Annotated in this window: 14 protein-coding genes and 3 pseudogenes; 12 read left to right on the top strand and 5 right to left on the bottom strand. The window is 39.7% G+C overall.

Annotated features, from left to right (window positions below; genetic code table 11):
* Positions 1-25: 25 nt before the first annotated feature.
* The 4 genes from AB8618_RS03630 to AB8618_RS03615 are packed head-to-tail and all read left to right on the top strand — an operon-like array spanning position 26 to position 3,786.
* Entirely contained in the window at positions 26-1,174 is a 1,149-nt protein-coding gene (locus AB8618_RS03630) for a methyltransferase (protein ID WP_413401403.1), read from the top strand.
* Entirely contained in the window at positions 1,175-1,735 is a 561-nt protein-coding gene (locus AB8618_RS03625; RefSeq protein WP_008111881.1) for a YajG family lipoprotein, read from the top strand.
* Positions 1,736-1,737: 2 nt separating this feature from the next.
* Positions 1,738-2,358 carry a peptidylprolyl isomerase gene (locus AB8618_RS03620; RefSeq protein ID WP_178955357.1) on the top strand — a complete coding sequence of 207 codons (621 nt, stop codon included), beginning with the start codon at positions 1,738-1,740 and terminating at the stop codon, positions 2,356-2,358.
* A 51-nt stretch (positions 2,359-2,409) separates the two neighbouring features.
* Positions 2,410-3,786 carry an AmpG family muropeptide MFS transporter gene (locus tag AB8618_RS03615; protein WP_413401402.1) on the top strand — a complete coding sequence of 459 codons (1,377 nt, stop codon included), beginning with the start codon at positions 2,410-2,412 and terminating at the stop codon, positions 3,784-3,786.
* Positions 3,787-3,858: 72 nt separating this feature from the next.
* Here the strand turns inward: AB8618_RS03615 and AB8618_RS03610 are convergent, their stop codons facing one another.
* Positions 3,859-4,098, bottom strand: a complete 240-nt coding sequence (locus tag AB8618_RS03610) for a helix-turn-helix domain-containing protein (protein ID WP_008111877.1) — start codon at positions 4,096-4,098, stop codon at positions 3,859-3,861.
* 365 nt (positions 4,099-4,463) lie between these two features.
* Here AB8618_RS03610 and AB8618_RS03605 point away from each other — a divergent pair, with 365 nt between their 5' ends.
* From AB8618_RS03605 to AB8618_RS03595, 3 genes are all read left to right on the top strand, one after another.
* The gene (locus AB8618_RS03605; protein ID WP_036979680.1) at positions 4,464-4,652 is read left to right on the top strand and encodes a hypothetical protein; all 189 of its coding nucleotides are present in this window, start codon (positions 4,464-4,466) and stop codon (positions 4,650-4,652) included.
* A gap of 80 nt (positions 4,653-4,732) precedes the next feature.
* Positions 4,733-5,233 (top strand): transposase, encoded by a 501-nt coding sequence (locus tag AB8618_RS03600; protein ID WP_409424004.1) that lies wholly within the window; start codon positions 4,733-4,735, stop codon positions 5,231-5,233.
* A complete protein-coding gene (locus AB8618_RS03595) occupies positions 5,230-6,075 on the top strand; it encodes an IS3 family transposase (protein ID WP_409425547.1) in 846 nt (281 codons plus the stop codon). The genes AB8618_RS03600 and AB8618_RS03595 overlap by 4 nt, the downstream gene beginning before the upstream one ends.
* Positions 6,076-6,134: 59 nt before the next feature.
* Here AB8618_RS03595 and erpA read toward each other — a convergent pair whose 3' ends face one another.
* Positions 6,135-6,473, bottom strand: a complete 339-nt coding sequence (gene erpA, locus AB8618_RS03590) for an iron-sulfur cluster insertion protein ErpA (protein WP_002958911.1) — start codon at positions 6,471-6,473, stop codon at positions 6,135-6,137.
* Between the two features lie 238 nt (positions 6,474-6,711).
* On the opposite strand from erpA, the gene AB8618_RS03585 reads away from it, so the two are divergent.
* The 5 genes and pseudogenes from AB8618_RS03585 to AB8618_RS03565 all read left to right on the top strand — a co-directional run bounded on the left by AB8618_RS03585 (position 6,712) and on the right by AB8618_RS03565 (position 13,293).
* The gene (locus AB8618_RS03585) at positions 6,712-8,394 is read left to right on the top strand and encodes a chloride channel protein (RefSeq protein WP_413401400.1); all 1,683 of its coding nucleotides are present in this window, start codon (positions 6,712-6,714) and stop codon (positions 8,392-8,394) included.
* A 16-nt stretch (positions 8,395-8,410) separates the two neighbouring features.
* On the top strand, positions 8,411-8,845 hold the full coding sequence (locus AB8618_RS03580) for a CopD family protein (protein ID WP_008111866.1): 435 nt from the start codon (positions 8,411-8,413) through the stop codon (positions 8,843-8,845).
* Between the two features lie 112 nt (positions 8,846-8,957).
* Positions 8,958-9,973: pseudogene (locus AB8618_RS03575) on the top strand (aspartate carbamoyltransferase).
* A 38-nt stretch (positions 9,974-10,011) separates the two neighbouring features.
* Positions 10,012-11,292 carry a glutamate-1-semialdehyde 2,1-aminomutase gene (gene hemL / locus AB8618_RS03570; protein WP_413401398.1) on the top strand — a complete coding sequence of 427 codons (1,281 nt, stop codon included), beginning with the start codon at positions 10,012-10,014 and terminating at the stop codon, positions 11,290-11,292.
* A 160-nt stretch (positions 11,293-11,452) separates the two neighbouring features.
* Positions 11,453-13,293 (top strand): annotated as a pseudogene (locus AB8618_RS03565) (methyl-accepting chemotaxis protein).
* A gap of 60 nt (positions 13,294-13,353) precedes the next feature.
* Here AB8618_RS03565 and AB8618_RS03560 read toward each other — a convergent pair.
* From AB8618_RS03560 to mrcB, 3 genes and pseudogenes are all read right to left on the bottom strand, one after another.
* Positions 13,354-13,745, bottom strand: a pseudogene (locus tag AB8618_RS03560) (IS3 family transposase); the annotation flags it as partial.
* A gap of 246 nt (positions 13,746-13,991) precedes the next feature.
* Positions 13,992-17,012 (bottom strand): TonB-dependent receptor, encoded by a 3,021-nt coding sequence (locus tag AB8618_RS03555; protein ID WP_036956783.1) that lies wholly within the window; start codon positions 17,010-17,012, stop codon positions 13,992-13,994.
* A gap of 242 nt (positions 17,013-17,254) precedes the next feature.
* Positions 17,255-19,456, bottom strand: coding sequence for a penicillin-binding protein 1B (gene mrcB, locus AB8618_RS03550; protein WP_418157334.1), 2,202 nt, complete (start codon positions 19,454-19,456; stop codon positions 17,255-17,257).
* Between the last annotated feature and the right edge of the window lie 11 nt (positions 19,457-19,467).

Raw genomic sequence — 19,467 nt, 5'->3', positions numbered from 1 at the left:
TTTGATTACCGATCATTAAACTATTATGACTACGCAAGCTACGCTCGGCGATAACACTTTTACTCTTGAACGCTTTCCTTTGGATCAAAAAAACCGCAGCTTACAAGCGTGGGATTCAGCAGACGAATACCTTATTGACTATGTTAATGAACACTACCTTGATTGTCGCTCGTTACTGATCTTAAACGACAGTTTTGGTGCACTTAGCTGTTACTTTAGCAAGCAACAATTAACAGTTTGTTCAGTAAACGACTCATATATTAGCCATCAGGCAGCTGCTTATAACTTAGCGGAAAACAAAATCGCGACGACTGCGTTTAGCCAGCTTGATAGTTTATCGGCTCTACCTGAGCAAGTAGACCTAGTGTTGGTAAAAGTACCACGCACGTTGGCTTTTTTACAATATCAGCTATCTGAATTAAGCGAGGTGCTCGCGCCAGATACGCCAGTTATTGGTGCTGCAAAAACTAAAGACGTGCATAACTCTACTATTAAAGCATTTGAAAACTTTATTGGTGAGACGAAAACAAGTCTTGCAGTAAAAAAATCACGTTTAATTATTAGCCAAGCCGCTGGCGGTTATAAAGGCGCAGATTTCCCAGTCAGCTGGCCACTTGAAGGCACTGATTTTACAATAAGTAATCATGCAAATGTGTTTTCGCGTGATTCACTTGATATAGGTGCGCGCTTCTTTTTTAATTATTTGCCACAAACAAATAAAGCCAAAAATATTATAGATTTAGGCTGTGGTAATGGCGTGGTTGGCTTAATGACATTAGCGCGCTGCCCTAATGCTCGTATTAGCTTTGTTGATGAGTCGTATATGGCGGTTGAATCAGCTCGACTCAACATTGAATTAAACATGGAAGACAAGTTTGAACAATGTACCTTTATAGAGAATGATTGTTTAACCGACTTTGAACGTGAAAGTGCCGATATTGTATTGTGTAATCCGCCATTTCACCAAGCACAAGCGGTTACCGACCACATCGCGTGGCAAATGTTTAAACAAGCAAAAGACACATTAAAAGAAGGTGGCGAGCTGCGTATTATTGGCAATCGTCATTTAGATTATCATGACAAACTAAACCGTATGTTTGGTAACTGTACTTTATTAGGCTCTAATAAAAAGTTTGTGGTACTCAGCGCAACTAAAAATAGTGGAACGTTATAAATGAAACTCATAAAGATATTATTGAGCTGTTGTACTTTAGTGGTTTTTTCGGGATGTGCCAATCAGCCTAATCAGCTTATTCTCAATCCCGTCTATAAAAGTGGACAAATAAGCTCAATCAATAACAGCTTAAACACCAGCGTGATTGATTTACGTGGTGACAGTGCAACCTTAAAGCTTATTGAATCAAGCAAAACAAAAACCATTGCCAGCACGGGTATTACTGAGTCAGTTAAAAGTGCATTAGACAGTGCGCTTAGTCGCAATGGCGCTAGCATTTCTAATTTAGCGCAATTACGTTTTGAGTTAGATATTCACGCACTGCAAGCTGTGGTTACAGAAAAGCTAATGAGCCATACCAGTGATGCCAAGATTGAATTTGAAGTACGGGTGATTCGCCCAACCAGTAATTTCAGTAAGCGTTATAGCGGTAATGCTAATTTATCTGGACCACTTGGTCATGATAGGGCAAAAATTGAAGGTCAGCTCAATAAGTTGACTGAGCAGTTAATTACCCGCATTGTATCTGACCCTGAATTAATTGCATTTTTAGAAGGTTAATAATGAAGCAACTTTTTTTAATCTGCGTAAGCTTACTTTTTAGCGTAAATAGTTTAGCGGCACAAGAAGGCCGCTTTGTGCAAAAAGATAATATTTTCCCTCGAGTAGAAATTGTGACATCGTTGGGCAGTATTGTGGTTGAGCTAGACCGCTCAAGAGCCCCTATTACGGTCAATAACTTTTTGACTTACGTGTCTGATAAAAGCTATCAAGGCAGTGTGTTTCATCGTGTAGAACGCGATGTAGAAAATGATCGTGATTTTGTAATTCAAGGCGGTGGTTATGATAAAGATTACGATGGCCTGCATGAAAACGACCCTATTTTTAATGAAAGCGGTAACGGCTTAACTAACGATATGTATAGCATTGCTATGGCCTATCAAGATCGAGAACCACACTCAGGAACGCGTCAGTTCTTTTTTAACATGGATGACAATGACCATTTAAATCCAGGGCGAGATTGGGGATTTGCCGTGTTTGGCAGTGTTATGGAAGGTTATGAGACGCTCGATAAAATCATGGCTGTAAAAACGGGTTTTAATGACAAAATTGGCTACAACTTTGTCCCTGAAAAACCGGTTGTTATATTAAATATCAAGGTGCTTGAACAAGTTCCTTTATAACTTTTTATCAGAGTAGCTTTGGCTGCTCTTTCAATGAGCCAATGAGCCCTTATGAATAGCACACTTTCCGTTCGAGAATACTTTTCTTATTTTAAAGATAAACGTTTAATTAATGTTTTTATATTTGGAATGAGCAGTGGCTTTCCGTGGGTGTTAATTGGTTCGGTAATGTCGGCTTGGCTTAAAGATGAAGGTTTGAGTCGCAGCATGATTGGCCTATTTGGCATTGTGTTTGGTGCCTACAGTATCAATTTTTTATGGTCGCCTTTAATAGACCGCACTAAACTGCCCTTTCTGTACAACTGGCTTGGTCAGCGCCGCAGTTGGATCTTGTTTTGCCAAAGCTTTATTTTACTTGGCACGTTACTACTTGCAGGACTTGATTTAAAAGCAAACCTAGCGATTGCCGCCGCACTTTGCTTACTGATCGCCATAGCCTCTGCGACGCAAGATATTGCTATAGATGCCTTTCGAATTGACACCCTTAGTGAAAATGAATCTCACAAAGCTACCGCAGCCGCCGCAATGGCTACATCTGGTTGGTGGACAGGTTATGCTTTATTAGGGGCTGTGCCCTTTTATATGGCTGATATGCCAAATATTGACTGGCCACAGATCTATTATTTTTTATCTGCGATTATGCTTTTATTAATTAGCTGTGTGTTTTGGGCTAAAGAACCAAAATCAAACCGTGAAGCTGTTCATGCCGAGCTAGAGCGTGTTTATCTTGAAAAGCTTGCGGCAAGCAAACAAACACCACTAACGAAAATACTCGCATGGCTGGGTGTCACCGTGGTTGACCCATTTAAAACCTTTTTTGCTAAAAATGGGGTTAAAACTGCACTAGCACTGCTGGCGTTTATTTTCTTATTTAAAATTGGTGAAGCATTTTTAGCACGCATGTCGATTGTATTTTATAAGGAAGTGGGCTTTAGTAATACTCAGATAGCAAATTACTCCAAGCTAGGCACGGGTTTAATCACTATCGTATTTGCCTTTTTAGGCAGTATTTTTAACCACAAATATGGCATAGTAAAAGGCCTATTTATAAGTGGTATCGCCATGGCTGCATCTAACTTAATGTTTTCTTGGATTGCCTTAGCAGGACCGCAGGAACACTTATATGCAATGGCAATTGTAGTTGATGGCTTTACCCAAGCTTGGTCTTTAGTGGCGATGGTTGCCTTTATATCTATGCTGTGTGACAGAGCATTTAGCGCCACTCATTATGCGCTACTGGCATCATTGGGTAACTTAGGGCGTACGTTATTATCGAGTTATAGTGGCGTAGTTATTGATGATTGGCTGATGGGAAATTGGTCATTATTTTTTGTTTTAACAGCACTTATGGTTTTACCTTCATTGATATTTTTATATCTAATTAGGCACAAACTATATGCATTAGAGCAAAATTATCATAATAGGTAATACCTAATGCATCCCTGCATTAGTATTAGCTGTAGACGTTAGGTTTAACTTTACGATTACAGCCTAAAAGCGTTAATCAGCTTTAATTAAGCTTAATGCTTCATACGGGTCAACTTCTAATGCATTGCAATAGCGAACAAACTCAATCACATCTAAGCGACGTTCTTGGTTTTCTATTTTGCCAATAAAAGAATGTGGCGTACCCAATATTTGCGCTAAGCTGCGCATTGTATAGCCTTTTTCATGGCGCTTAGTTTTAAGCCACTTTGTTAGCTTTGCATTTTCTTCCGAAGATACGGTTTTACCCATCATATACAACTCCTACTCGTTGTTTAACTATACATATTGCAAAGTGCTCAATGCCGTCAACATTGTAAGCCCACTGAGACTAACTAAGACACAGTGTAAACGCTTACAATTCAAACAAAAAAGATTCTCAAATATGTATTAACTCTTTATTATTGTAAAAATGAAACCTTGCCCGTCTCATTCTTGGATACATTATATACCATTCACCATTGATCTGAATGATTAATTAGTAATTCTGCGATTAAAGTCTAACAACAAATATTTACTAAGTCTGAATAAGGTTAAATATTTTATAACTTTTTTGTTTCATTTAAATATAAGCTGTTTATTATTAGGGTCTATTGACCCTAACTTAAAGAGGTTAAATCATGTTTAGACTACTCTTTTTACTGCCTATTATTTTGTGCTTAGGTTGGTACTTTTTTTTACGCCATTATGCAATTCCAATAAAACAGGGTAAAAAAGGATTTATCTATATTTTAGTTTTCTCAGCGTTTGTACTTGGTTTTTTTGTGTTAATGATGCAAATAACAGAGTACAGCCCAACTGAGTTATAATTTTTTTGAACATATAAAAAAACCGCTTATTATGAAGTGACCCCCAATAGTTGGACATTCCAATTACTGGGGGTCTTTTTATGTCCAAACATCACCGAGCTTTCAAGCTCAAAATAGCTGAACTCGCTTTGTCTGAAAGCTCTTCGGCGGTAAGTAACAGATTTAATGTTACAGACAGGCAGGTCCGATATTGGACCGCTATTTATCGAATTCATGGCGCTGAAAGCTTCAGGTCTGTTCACAAACCTTATTCTCTAGCATTTAAGGCTGAAGTGTTAAAAGCGATGACAGCAAACAGTTGGTCACTCGGTTATACCAGTGCTTTCTTCGATTTATCGTCCCCAGGCATTCTTTTTCAATGGCAAAAGCTTTATGCTCGTGATGGTATATCACGTCTTAAACCACAGAGAAAAGGTAAGCCATTCATGACAAATAATTCTTCTTCATCAAAACTAGTAGAGCAAATGACTGAGGAGGAGTTACGAGAAGAACTAGCATACTTACGAGCTGAGAATGATGTGCTAAAAAAGTTAGAAGCCTTGGCTCAAGCCAGAAAGAAAAAAGCAAAGACAAAACGATAGTCGTCGAAGAGTTCAAGGCAAAGCATAGCTTACGACACCTTTTAAAGGCTACAGGGCTGCCAAAGAGTGTTTACTATTATCATCGCACTACTTGTAAGCAACCCTGTGCAAGCAATGATTTACTGGTAAAAATACGTGATATTTATCACGCGCATAAAGGGCGATATGGCTATCGCAGAATTACGAGTGCCCTGAGAGCAATGGGAGTATTTGTTAATCATAAGCGCGTTCAACGGTTGATGAATGAGTTAGGACTCAAGTCAAAAGTAAGGCCTAAGCGCTATAAATCCTATAAAGGTGAAGTGGGTAAAATCGCAGAAAATACGCTTAACCGCGAGTTTACTGCGCAGAAGCCAAATCAAAAATGGGTGACGGATGTGACGGAGTTTAAAGTGGATAATGAGAAGGTATATCTATCGCCTATGATTGACCTATTCAACCAAGAGGTAATCAGTTACGAAGTCAGAAAATCCGTTGCACTCCCTTTGGTAACTGACATGCTTAAAACAGCAACTGCTAGGTTGAAGCCAAATGAAAAGCCAGTTGTACACTCAGATCAAGGGTGGCAATATCAAAACAAACAATATCAAAATCACCTTAAGGAAAAAGGATTGCAACAAAGTATGTCTAGAAAAGGAAATTGTTTAGATAATGCGGTTGCTGAGAACTTCTTCGGCATATTGAAGAGCGAGATGTACCACAACGAAACGTTTAAAGACGTGAATGATCTTATTGAAAACATTAAAGAATATATCCACTATTACAACAATGAGCGTATTAAACTGAAACTAAAAGGCCTGAGTCCGATACAGTATCGAAATCAGGCCTTGGCAGCCGCTTAGAAATGAGTCCAACTTTATGGGGTCACTTCATTAAGCGGTTTTTTTGGATAACGATATTTTTATACGCTAAAACTAGCACCACAGCCACATGTGGTGGTCGCATTAGGATTAGAGACAAAAAAGCGCGCCCCTTCTAACCCTTCGGTGTAGTCAACTTCGCCATCAACTAAATATTGGATACTCATAGGGTCAATGACTAAGGTAACCCCGTTTTTAACAATTTCTAAATCGCCAGGATTCGCTTTTTCATCAAAAGTAAAACCGTATTGAAAACCTGAACACCCACCGCCTGTGACATAAACACGCAGTTTTAGATCTGGGTTTTCTTCTTCGTCGATTAACTGTTTAACACGCACAGCGGCTGCGTCGCTAAACTTAATGGGTAATTCTTCAGACATCTTATAACCCTCAATACCTTAATACTAATGCACGAGATTATCTAATACCTGAGTATTTTAATCAAGTATAGTTAATCTATGCTTTCACGCTCAAATGCTAACATGGCTTGTTTAGCTCACTCTGTGAATAGGAGCAGTATAAATTAAATTTAAATGAATCTGTTGTTAAAAATCTCAAGGACTTCCCTAGACTATTTTGATAAACTTGACGCCTAAAAATGCTACGGGGAAATAAAGCATGTGGCTTGAGCGACTGAGACGTCGATTAGCAAAACCAAAAACATCCGTACAATTATGCTTATTAGGCGTAAGTGCCGGATTAATTGCTGCATTTTTTATTATACTGTTTCGTTTAACCATTTTATTTTTTCAAAGTTTATTTCTAGAAACCCCTGACGATTTTACCACCCTACCCACTTTAGAGCGGATATTAATGCCTTTAGTTGCAGCGTTATTAATAGCTACATTTGCGGCTTTCACTGGATTTAAACATTACCGCTTAGGTATTCCTTTTGTAATACACAGAATTAAGCGCCATTACGGGCAAATGCCACTGTATAACACGGTTAATCAGTTTGTTGGTGGAGCACTGGCGCTGATCAGCGGTTTTTCTGTTGGCCGCGAAGGCCCATCAGTTCACATGGGGGCAGCGGGGGCAAGCATATTAGCGAATAAATTACACTTACCTCACAACGCTATGCGTACCCTCAGTGGATGTGGCGTTGCTGCGGGTATTGCTGCATCGTTCAATACCCCTCTTGCTGCGGTTATTTTTGTAATGGAAGTGGTGCTCAGAGAATACAAAGTACATATTTTTGTGCCGATAATGCTCGCAGCCGTTACCGGTGCATTAGCCACTCAATTTGTATTTGGTGAAGGCTCAGAACTTGCGCTAATAAGCATTGCGCCTCTAAGTGGTTGGCATTATCCCTATTTAATTTTGTGCGGCATGGGACTGGGCGCGGTGGCTTATGCTTTTAATCAAAACTTAATGCTAATTATTAAAACCTTTAAACCACTAAGTATGTTTCCACGTTTAATTATTGCAGGGTGTATTGCCAGCTTAATTGCCTATGCAGTTCCACAAGCAATGGGCTCGGGTATGAGTGCGATAACCATTGCGGTTGAGTCACCTGAAAACATGCAACTACTCACCACTATTTTAATTGCTAAGTTATTAGCCACCTTATTTGCTATTGGCTTAGGTATTCCTGGTGGGTTGATAGGTCCGGTTATTGGGCTGGGCGTTTTAACCGGTACTTTAATGGCATTTTTTGCTCAGTTTATTAGCCCTGGGACTGACATAGCTGGTACTTATGGGGTACTCGGCATGGCAGGCTTACTGGCAGCAACGTTGCACTCTCCCTTAGCAGCACTGACCACAGTAATGGAGCTGACCTCTTCACCGGAAATTATTGTACCGGCGATGATCGTCATTACCACCGCCTACGTTACAGCTTTGCAGGTATTTGGTAACCGCTCAATATTTTTACAGCAATTAGACTTTCAGGGATTACCTTACCATGTGTCTCCCGCCACTGAAGCCCTACAAAAAGTAGGGGTGATGGATGATATGGATGAAGACTTTAAACTGCTCTACTCCGATGATAAAGAGCAAATAAAAAACAGCCTAGATGCCATGGACAGCCAAACACCGTTAATTGTGTTTGACGAAGAAAATGGTTATCGCCTAGCCGAATATGACTTAAGTTTAATGTCTGATCAGGCGGTCAATATAAAATACATTAGCTTACAAGGTATTAGCAGCCAAGCCACCCTTGCAGATGCCTTTGAAATTTTAAATGATAAGCGCAGTGGCGCGCTTTATGTGTATAACTTGCTAGATAATCAACAAATTATGGGATTACTACGGTGGGATCAAATCCATCATATTCTAACCATACGCAACAGTTTACTTTAACAATAATGAGAACAGTATGAGCGCATTATTAATTTACAAAACCTTGCACGTATTTTTTATGATTGCTTGGTTTGCCGGTATTTTTTACCTACCTCGCCTTTTTGTTTATCACGCTATGAGTGAAGAAAAATCGTGTAACTCAATGCTAAAAGTAATGGAACGTCGGCTACTTTATTTTGTTACTCCCTTTGCTGTGCTTACCGCAGTATTTGGCGTGTTAACCATCTTTGAATACGGCCGCGAATGGTTTCGTTACAGCATGTGGTTGCATTACAAACTAGTGCTGGTGATCATTTTATACATTTATCATGGCTACTGTTTCAAGTTATTAGCTGATTTTAAACACGATAGAAATACTAAAAGCGATCGGTTTTACCGAATTTTCAACGAGCTACCTGTTTTAGCGTTACTAGTTATAGTTGCTTTAGCCATAATTAAGCCAAGCTTTTAAATACAGGATTATAAATTACACTGCCAAGTCGCAAACTAAGTTTGTATAATACGCGCGATTGCGTGCTCCTTTATGGATTATCGCGCCTTTTTGAATAACTAGGAATAACCCCATGTTCAGTTTCCAAGGTGAAAATATACTCTCTGTTAATCAACTCGATCGAGACTGTATTGAACGTATATTTACTGTGGCAAAAAAATGGAGCCATACGCTAAAAAACAAAAGCGTACCAATGTGCTTGAAGGCGCTATTTTAGCGAACCTGTTTTTTGAACCTAGTACGCGTACTCGTGTTAGTTTTGGCACTGCGTTTAACTTACTCGGTGGACTAGTTCGTGAAACCACCGGTATGCAAAGCTCAGCGCTTGCTAAGGGCGAGTCTTTATATGATACCGCACGTGTTATTTCAGCCTATGCTGATGCGGTTGCAATGCGCCACCCAGACTCAGGCTCCGTAGCTGAATTTGCAACAGGCTGCAGCGTACCAGTAATAAACGGTGGCGATGGCCCCAATGAGCACCCTACTCAAGCACTGCTTGATTTATTAACTATTGAGCGTGAGCTTAACCGCTTCGATCAAAATATTGATGGTATGCATATTGCGCTAGTTGGCGATTTAAAATATGGCCGTACCGTTCACTCGCTATCAAAGTTATTATGCCATTATAAAGATATTAAGTTTTCGATGGTTGCCCCTAATGGCTTGCAAATGCCTGACTCAATTTTATCTGCCGTTGAAAATGCAGGACATAAAATTGAACTGGTTGATAAAATGGAAGGTAACTTAGCGGCCGATATTGTTTATCAAACACGTATCCAAGAAGAGCGTTTTCCGTCTCAAGAGGAAGCCAACAAGTATCGTGGTGGATTTAGAATTAGCCAGTCTATTTACAATAGCCATTGCAAACCTAATTCGGTATTAATGCATCCGCTTCCTCGCGATAGCCGTTTAGAGGCAAACGAACTTGATAACGACTTAAATGCTAACGACAATCTAGCAATATTCCGCCAAGTACAAAATGGCGTACTCATTCGTATGGCACTGTTTGCTTTAACCCTTGGCGTAGAAAACAAAGTCGAGCAGTATGAAGTAGACGTACCTTGGTTTAGCCGCAAACGCGACAGCTAAACTCTTATTTTTAAAGTAATAAAATAATAGGATTTTTCATGACAATTAGCCAAGACTTATTTAAACGAGCTCAAGACTCTATTCCTGGTGGCGTAAATTCACCAGTGCGTGCTTTTAATGGTGTAGGTGGTACTCCGCTGTTTATTACTAAAGCACAGGGCGCGTTTACATTTGATGCTGATGGCAACCGTTACATCGATTATGTGGGCTCTTGGGGTCCAATGATTATGGGCCACAATCACCCTGAAATTAAACAAGCAGTGCATGATGCGGTAGAAAATGGTTTAAGCTACGGTGCACCTACCGAAGCTGAAATTTTAATGGCTGAAAAAGTTAAAGAGCTAGTACCATCAATCGAAAAAGTACGTATGGTAAGCTCAGGTACCGAAGCAACAATGAGTGCAATTCGCTTAGCCCGTGGCTTTACTGGTCGTGACAAAATTTTAAAGTTTGAAGGGTGTTACCACGGCCATGCAGATTCGCTGCTAGTAAAAGCCGGCTCTGGTGCATTAACTATGGGTGTACCTAACTCTCCGGGCATTCCTGAAGATTTAGCTAAACACACCCTTACGGTATCGTTTAACAATATTGAAGAAGTGAAAGCGATTTTTGCTAAATATGCCGATGAAATCGCGTGTATTATTGTTGAGCCAGTTGCAGGTAACATGAACTGCATCCCACCAGTACCTGGCTTTTTAGAAGGACTGCGTGAAGTCTGTGATCAGTACCAATCTGTGCTTATTTTTGACGAAGTAATGACAGGTTTTCGTGTAGCCCTTGGTGGCGCTCAGGCTTACTACAACATCAAACCAGACTTAACCTGTTTAGGTAAAGTAATTGGTGGTGGCATGCCAGTAGGCGCGTTTGGTGGTAAAACAGAAATTATGGATTACATAGCCCCTGTAGGCCCTGTTTATCAAGCAGGTACACTGTCAGGAAATCCAATTGCGATGGCTGCAGGTTTAAAATCACTTGAGTTACTTAGCGCACCTGGCGTTCACGAAAAACTAGAAGCCATTAGTAAAGCGATTTGTGAAGGCTTTGAAGCCGCAGCTAAAAAAGTAGGTATTGCCTTAACGACTAACTACGCTGGCGGCATGTATGGCTTTTTCTTTACTGATGCAGAAAAAGTAACTACTTACCAACAAGCCACTGAATGTGATTTAGAGCGCTTTAAAAAGTTCTTCCACTTAATGCTTGAAGAAGGGGTTTATTTAGCGCCCTCAGCGTTTGAAGCTGGTTTTGTTTGTGCTGCGCACACAGAGCAAGAAGTTCAAGCAACAATACAAGCGGCAGAGCGCGCTTTTGCTAAGCTATAAGTACACTTTATAACGTTATTAATTACGTATAAAACACAAATTAATAATATAAAATTGAAAAGAGCCCGAAAGGGCTTTTTTTATTTGTAAACGCTTATATTTGAATAATAATTAGACTTTATACGGTCTATGTAGCCTAAATCAATTATAAGAGAAAACTATGTCAGGATTAAGACACTTAGCAGCCCCCGCCATCACACTCATGGCAAATTTAAAATATAAAACAAAAATTAGTGTTGTGTTTGGAATTTTATTATTACCGTTAGCGCTGAGTTTATTTTTTTAGTGTCTTTGCTAGGTAACAGTATTAGTGTTTCGCAAATGCAGCAACAGGGCTTAAAAGGTTACCATCGCATCTTAAGTAACCAAATAGATGGCAACACAGATAAAAATCCACAAGTTGCGCGTGCGTTAGGCTATCAAATCAATAGTACTAAAACTCAGGATATACTCGAGTTTATTTCTATTGAATCTAACTTAGCGTTAGATAACCAGCTTGCAAGCTCCTACCTTAACCGCTCATTAGTACTGCCTTTACCCTCGCTAATTGTCCAAATTAACTTACTAACACGAAGTGCAAACACTGTGATCGATAATAATCGATTTACTCCTGAAACCTTTATTGCGCTATCTAACTTAAATAAATCGTTACCCCTTTATGAAAATCAATTATATAAAACACTTAAAGTAGCAACCGATGCTGATAGCACCGTGAGCGAAGCCTTATCTGCGCCACTAAAACAATTACACAGCGCAATCAATACATTTAAAAACGCCATAGAAAAAAAATTACTTGAACCTGACAACATAGCCTTAACAAAAGCAGAATTTGCGAAGCTCACTAACAATGTAAACACGAGTATTAATACGCTAGTTGAAAAAAGTATCCCAACTCTTGAGAGTCTTATTGACAAAAAATACGCCTCACAATTGTGGATACGCAACTTAGTATTAGCGGCCTCTGTGATAAGTTTGCTATTTGCTTTATATCTTATGGTCGGCTTTTACTTTGTTGTAGTTGATACTATTACCCAATTTGCTCTTTGTGCAGAGCAAGCAGCCAATGGCGATTTAAACTCGAAGATCAATTCAAGTACTCACGATGAAATGGACATCATTGCCCAAAGGTACAATGCTTTATTACGTGCTTTTACAAAGCTATTAGAGAAGGTTAAAAGCAGCACACATTCACTATCTGATGCAACCTACTCCTTATCTCATGTAAGTAGCCAAACGAGTCAGGATGTAGAAAAGCAGCAAAACCGCGTTAATGCTATCAACTCAGCCCTTAGTAATATGAGCCACAGCGCACACAGCGTTGAGGACTCAGCTAATAAGGCAATGCTCACAGCTCAAAAAGCAACAAAACATGTTAAACAAGGCGCAGTTAACACGATGGAGCTGGCTAAATACATGCAAGACTTAAAAGTTGAATTTGCACACAGCCAGCAATCGCTTAATAAGCTTGCCCAAGATAGCCAAGAAATAAGCAAAGTAAGCAAAGGGATAAGTGAAATAGCCGAGCAAACCAACTTGCTAGCACTTAATGCCGCTATTGAAGCCGCTCGTGCAGGAGAGCATGGCCGTGGTTTTGCAGTTGTTGCAGATGAAGTAAGGACACTCGCTAAACGCACACAAACGCAAACCCAAGAAATACATCAAATTATTAGCTCGTTGCAACAATCATCTGAAGATACACAGCAAAAAATGCATTCTAGTGTAGAAAAAATGGAGCAATCTGTTGATGCCGCAACACAAACAAATCAAGTGTTACAAGATGCAGAATACAGTATGAATATGATTAAACAACAAGGAGAAGAAATAGCCCTGCGAGTAAAAGAGCAATCACAAGCTACGGCACAAGCTCTAGGCGACTCAGAGGAGGTGAGTAACCTAGCTAATCATACGCTTAGTTCGGCACAGTCTTCCTTACAGGATGCTCAGCGATTACAGCAACTATCGGATGATCTGACTAAATCAATGCAATTTTTTAAATCTTAAAAAATTAATAATTGCCCCGTCCTGAAATAATTTGACGGTTTTAATGAGGGGCTTGGTGTGTCAGTACCAAGTTTTTTTATACACTTGATTTGGTATTTTCATACCCAAACTTAAGTACGAACGCATTTCATTTTATATGAATATCAACTCCTCAACAAGCAGCTTAACTCTACCATGTATAACATTTATACAGTAGCAATATTACTTTAATATCCCGTTTCTACGCTCTGCTCAGGTGTTTTGATAACAGTCATATCCGTCATCGATGGCTTAATTCTCTTTTTAAATAACTCATCTTGATATACTTCAGAGCAACACTGTAAACCTCTACCTGAATGATGAATCGCGTCACGTTTAAAAACGCTATGCTTAATCGTCATCTATAGCGCTTTCATTTCATCACTCAGCTCATAATCCATTATTCTCCGACTATAACTATCAGTTACTAATGACCATTAATATATGCTTTTCGCTTACTTGTGTGTGAAGTCACCTTTTTCTACTTACTTAACAACGGATAGTTTAAAGCCCCTAATGTACAATCTCGTTGGGTACGCTTAGTGCCTTTAATTTCAATGGTCTTCATAAATAGAACCTAAATGTGTAAACGTATTTCAGGACAAAAAATCTTTCGCATAAAAAAAGCCCTTTCGGGCTTTTTTTGTTTTTTTAACGCTATTGAATCGTTATGAAGTTGATTAGAATCGAGCTTCAAACCCTATACGAACATAACGTGGAGTCTGCCAAGAGTAAGCAGCATCATGGTAAGCATTAACTTCGCCTTCATTTTGCTCGTAATGCTCATTTACAGACGCTTCTGACTGACTATTTAATATGTTGAACACATTGATTGATGCTCTCATATCAATATCTGAAACAGTAAAATCATATGCAGCAGATAAATCTAAGTTAAATGTCCATGGTGTACGACCATTTGTACCACGATCATGCTTTTCATAGATTTTTTCTTCTTGCTCACATTCACCATTACCATTGGTATCAGGACACTCATTTGTGTAAATGTAGAAAGTATCACCCCAACCACCATTTAGATTTGGATCTTTTGACGGGTAACCTTGGCCGAATAAACTTTTAGGACGACCACTTTGTAATGTTGCATTCCAACCTACAGTCAAGTTTTCAACTGGCTCCCAACTACCAAAGAATTTAAATGTATGACGACGATCATTAGGTTGATAACCCTGAGAGCCATCCATTACAGCTGGGAAGTCGAAGTCTTGTGTAATACCTGCATCAGCTTGGCCAATATCAGATTTAACAGCACCTTCAAAGTTACCAACACTTCGTGCCCATGTATAACCAAACTGGTAACGAATCGTATCAGCCTGATAATTTAAGTTAAACTCTACGGCGGTATATTCATTATTAGCCTTAGGTAAACCAATAGTGTCGGCAGAGTAAGTCGTTAGTGAACCTTCATCTGGAACACCGTCGTTATCAAAGCTTGAATCACCCCAATCAGTACCATTCCAATAATAACCATCACTATACCAGCTAGAAGATGAACCAGGATTAATCATCACACAATATGGGTAAGCATAACGACCACAGTAATCATCTAATGCAGTAGCAACTTCACGATAAACACCTTTAATACCAACAGTGTACTCATCATTTAGTGCTTGCTGTACACCTAAAATATATTCATCTTTTGAAAATGGTTCGGCTTCTTGCGCTTGGAAAATATCTTTTTCTGGGATAACCGGAACACCACTTACTTGTTGTGAGTTAGCTAAACCGCCTGAGCCAAGAGTATCCGCCAACGGAGCCAAACCTGTAGGGGCTCCTGTCGTTGCATCAACACCCGTATACGTGTAAGCAGTAGTAATATCACTTACCCCAGAAGCTGCACGGAAAATAGTGTTATTTGCAACAGGTAAGTAATAACGTCCATAAGTACCATATACTTTAGTGTCGCCAGTGCTCGTTGGATCCCACGTGAAACCTAAACGAGGAGCAACATCCGTTTTGAAGCTTGTAAGTAGCTTGTCTGTTGTGCCCCAACTATCAAATTCATCTATACGTAAGCCAACAGTTACCGCAAAATCATCTGTTACTTGCCAATTATCTTCTATGTAATAAGCCGTAAGCTCTGACTTAAAGCTACCGCCACCATCAAACACTCGATCTTCAACGTATTGCAATACATTACCAGTATTGTTTGTTAATGCGCCATTATCAGCTTGAAAACTGCCGTTAGCCGCTAGTGTACGGTAATCATAACTGTGGCCACCGATAGGACGACTCACACGCTCAGATTCACGCTCTTGATAATCGATACCAAAGCTAATCTGATGGTCTTGCCAAACATACTCAATATCAAGGCGGTACTGAGTATTTTCATCATTATTTGCACCAAAGCTACCACCAGCACCACAACCAGTGATTGGATTAGAAGTACCACGAGAATCTGTAATACTTGGGCAAATTAAGTTTTCCGATTGCGTTTCATACTCAGTCTCAATTGTACCAGCCATTGCTGTGACAACTAAATCTTCAGTTAGTACACCTGTGTAACTCAAGCTTTGCGCTTCGCCACCACGCTTAAGTAATGCACCATCTTTGCGGTCGCCTATAACACCGTTGTTGTAATCATAAACAGAACGCTCAATATCACGACGATTTGAATAAGCAAAATAGCTTAAGCGATGGTTCTCATTAATATCCCAATCGAGTTTACCACCCCAAAATAAATTATCTCCGCCAGATGCAGATTCTTCTCGGTACTGATCGTTCGGTGAAAATTCATCTCCACCCCAAGTATAAGACGACTCAGTATCACGAGGGTTTATTAACCCATAGAAAAAAAGTGTGTCTTCAATAAGTGGGCCACCAACGGCAAGTGTAACATCAGTCTTGTTATCAGAGTCATAGCTTTCATCTCTGAAAATTTGACCTGCTCCATTATTGCCACGAGAAATGCTGCCCTCTTCTTGCAAAGAATCAGGTTGGTACTGAACTACAGCAGAAAATTCCCACTCGTTAGTACCGCCTTTTGTAGTTGTATTAATAGTACCACCAGTAGCTCGGCCAAACTTGGCTGAATAACCACCGGTTTTAACTTGAAATTGGTCATAGAATTCAAACGGGACTTCGCCACACCCTAAGCCTTGGCGAGTATTAGTAACTTCTAACCCGTTAATATAACATGCATTTTCAGCAACAGAAGAACCACCAAATGACGCTGTATTTCCAAATGCGCTATCGCCTTTTACAGCCCCAGGTGCTAATAATGCAACTGATGTTAAATCACGATTAATTGGCATTCTGTCAATTTCAGCATCTGTAATAACTAGGCCCGAATCAGCTGTTGAAAGATCTATTGATGAAATACGAGCACCAACAACTTGAATTACCTCTGGGCCAGAAGAATCGAAACTGTTTAGGTCAAAGTTAGCTTTTGAATTGGCACCTAAAGAGACTCTAACGCGGTCTTCAGCAACTACAGCATCGCCTTTTAATATTTGTATCTCGTAACTACCTGTAGGCAGAGAGGCAAAGCGAAAGGTGCCTTCACTAGAAATACTTAGAGTTCGCTCTAAACCTGTTGCAGGATTTTTAACTTTTACAGTGTAAGAACTATTATCATTAATATTATTTACAGTTCCTATTACATCAGATGCAACAGCAGGTAATGCTAGGCCTAAGGATGCTGATACGGCAATTGCCGTTATACTTTTCCTAAATATTGATTTCATTATTTATCCCTGTTTGAAATTATAATTATATGCCTTAAAGGCATATTTATAATATGCTTATGAAACAAAAATGCAAACAAAAAAACCAATAAAATTAACAAAAAACAAACAAACACCCATTCCTTTAAACTAACAACAGGTGAACAATATTTATACTATAAAAATAAATAAAAACATTTCACTAGTCCTTTATTAGAGAAATCCATAAAAAAAGCCCTTTCGGGCTTTTTTGTTTTTATTACTTAGCGAATACACTGGGGTCTTGGTTTAAACTCACTGGCCCTAAGTGGTAATTGAATCACTTTGCCACACCCTGGTGGTGCTTGCTTCCCGGTTTGCTCGTTTACAAATGCCCACCGAATTGAAGATGGACGAGTATCGGCAATGGCTTGGGGGTTTAGCGGTTTTAAATAACGAATATAAGTTTCAAGCGCCCCTACACTACCAGTCAAACCAGTGCTTTTATTATCGTCACGACCTAGCCAAGCAACCGTCACTGTATTTTGGTCAAACCCAGCAAACCAGCTGTCGCGTAATTCGTTACTGGTACCTGTTTTACCTGCGAGCTGAATCGACGGAAAATGTAAATTTAAGCGCTTAGCAGTACCATCTTTAGTTACTCGCTTCATAGCGTATTTGGTCATATACATAGCATCTTTAGTAAAACGTTGTTCGTTACTCACTTTATGCTTATAAAGTACTTTACCAACCGAGTCGGTTAATGCTGAGATAGACGTCAGCTCTCTGTACTTTCCATCTGCAGCAATCGTGGTATAAAGCTGCGCCACTTCAAAGCTCGACATTTCAATAGCCCCTAATAGCAACGATGGGTATTCATTAATATAGCCTTTAGCTCCTAAGCCCCTGAGGGTGTTAGCTACTTTATCGACCCCAACATCAAGCCCTAAGTTAACTGCCGGAATATTAATGCTGTGACTGAATGCTTTATAAAGAGGCACGGCGCCTCGGTATTGACGATCAAAGTTTTCTGGCTGCCAAATATTTCCCTCTTCATTAGTGACTTGCAAGGGTGAATCATCAAGCAATGTCGCTAAGTTATAATGAGGAAGCTGCAGTGCACTTAAATACACTGCCGGTTTAACTAATGAGCCAATATTGCGCTTGGTATCTAGCACGCGGTTAAACCCTGAGTAACGCACATCGCGTCCAGAGACTAACGCTGATACACCGGCTTTTTCAACATTAACGGAGATCATTGCCGCTTCTAATTCTTTGGTATTTGGACGCCTTTCCAAATAAGGTAAACTGACCTTAATCGATTCTTCCATTGCGGTTTGTTTTTGCAAGTCGAAGTAGGTAAATACGCGCACCCCTGCATCTAACACTTCTTTATCAGGTAGCAGCTGTTTCAGCTCGCGATTAACCAACTCTAAGTAACCTGGGTAAGACTTTTGTAAGCTGGCTTTCATTGGCGCAATATCAATGGCGCGCTTTAACGAGGCTCGATACTCTTTAGTAGAAATAAGTTTATTATCGACCATTAAACGCAGCACTAAGTCACGACGCTCCATAGCGCGCTCTTTGTAACGTCTAGGGTTATAATAAGAAGGGCCTTTAACCATGGCCACCAGCAAGGCAATTTGGTCGTACTCAAGTTCATCAACGGGTTTTGCAAAGTAAAACTCAGCCGCTAATCCCATACCATGCACACCTTGGTTGTATGACTGACCTAGATAGACTTCGTTTAAATAAGCCTCGAGAATCTGATCTTTTGAGTAACGATAATCAAGAATAAGCGCAATAAAGGCTTCATTGATTTTGCGTACTAACGAACGTTCGCGAGTAAGGTAAATATTTTTAGCTAGCTGTTGCGTCAGTGTGCTGCCACCTTGTACGGTTCTTCCTGCGCGAATATTGGTATACAAAGCGCGTAAAATAGAAAATACCGATACCCCGTGATGCTCATAAAAATCGCGGTCTTCGACCACTAACAAAGCATTTTTAAGCATGTCTGGAAATTTATCTAATGGCACAAATTCACGGTCTTGTTTTGAGTCATTACCTATACGGGCTATTTGTACAGGCTCTAATCTGGCAGTGTTTAAGCGACGACCGAATTTATCTTTAATACTGGCAACCTTTTCCCCAGAGAAACATAGTTCAATTACGTGAGCATTTTCTAAACCATCATAAAATTCAAAATCACGACGAAAAATCTTAATACTATTAGCTGTTTTAATATATTGCCCTGTGCGGCTTAAGCGATTAACTGCCGTGTAATTTAAACGTTTAAGCTCCCATAAAACTTCTTGCTCAGATAAAAACTGCCCAGGAAAAAACGTCATTGAACGCGCATACACTTGGGCTGGAAGTTGCCATTTATTGCCTTCAAATTGGCGGGTGATTTTTGCATCAAGATAAATAAAGTAAAATGCTACAGCGATGAAAGTCGCCAGACTCAGTTTCCAAAAAATAGAAAACAAAGTTTTTAAAA

The organism is Pseudoalteromonas sp. RW-H-Ap-1 (assembly GCF_048318575.1).
Lineage (GTDB): Bacteria > Pseudomonadota > Gammaproteobacteria > Enterobacterales > Alteromonadaceae > Pseudoalteromonas.
Note: the sequence above shows the minus strand (reverse complement) of the source record. Positions and strands in the feature narration are given on the sequence as shown.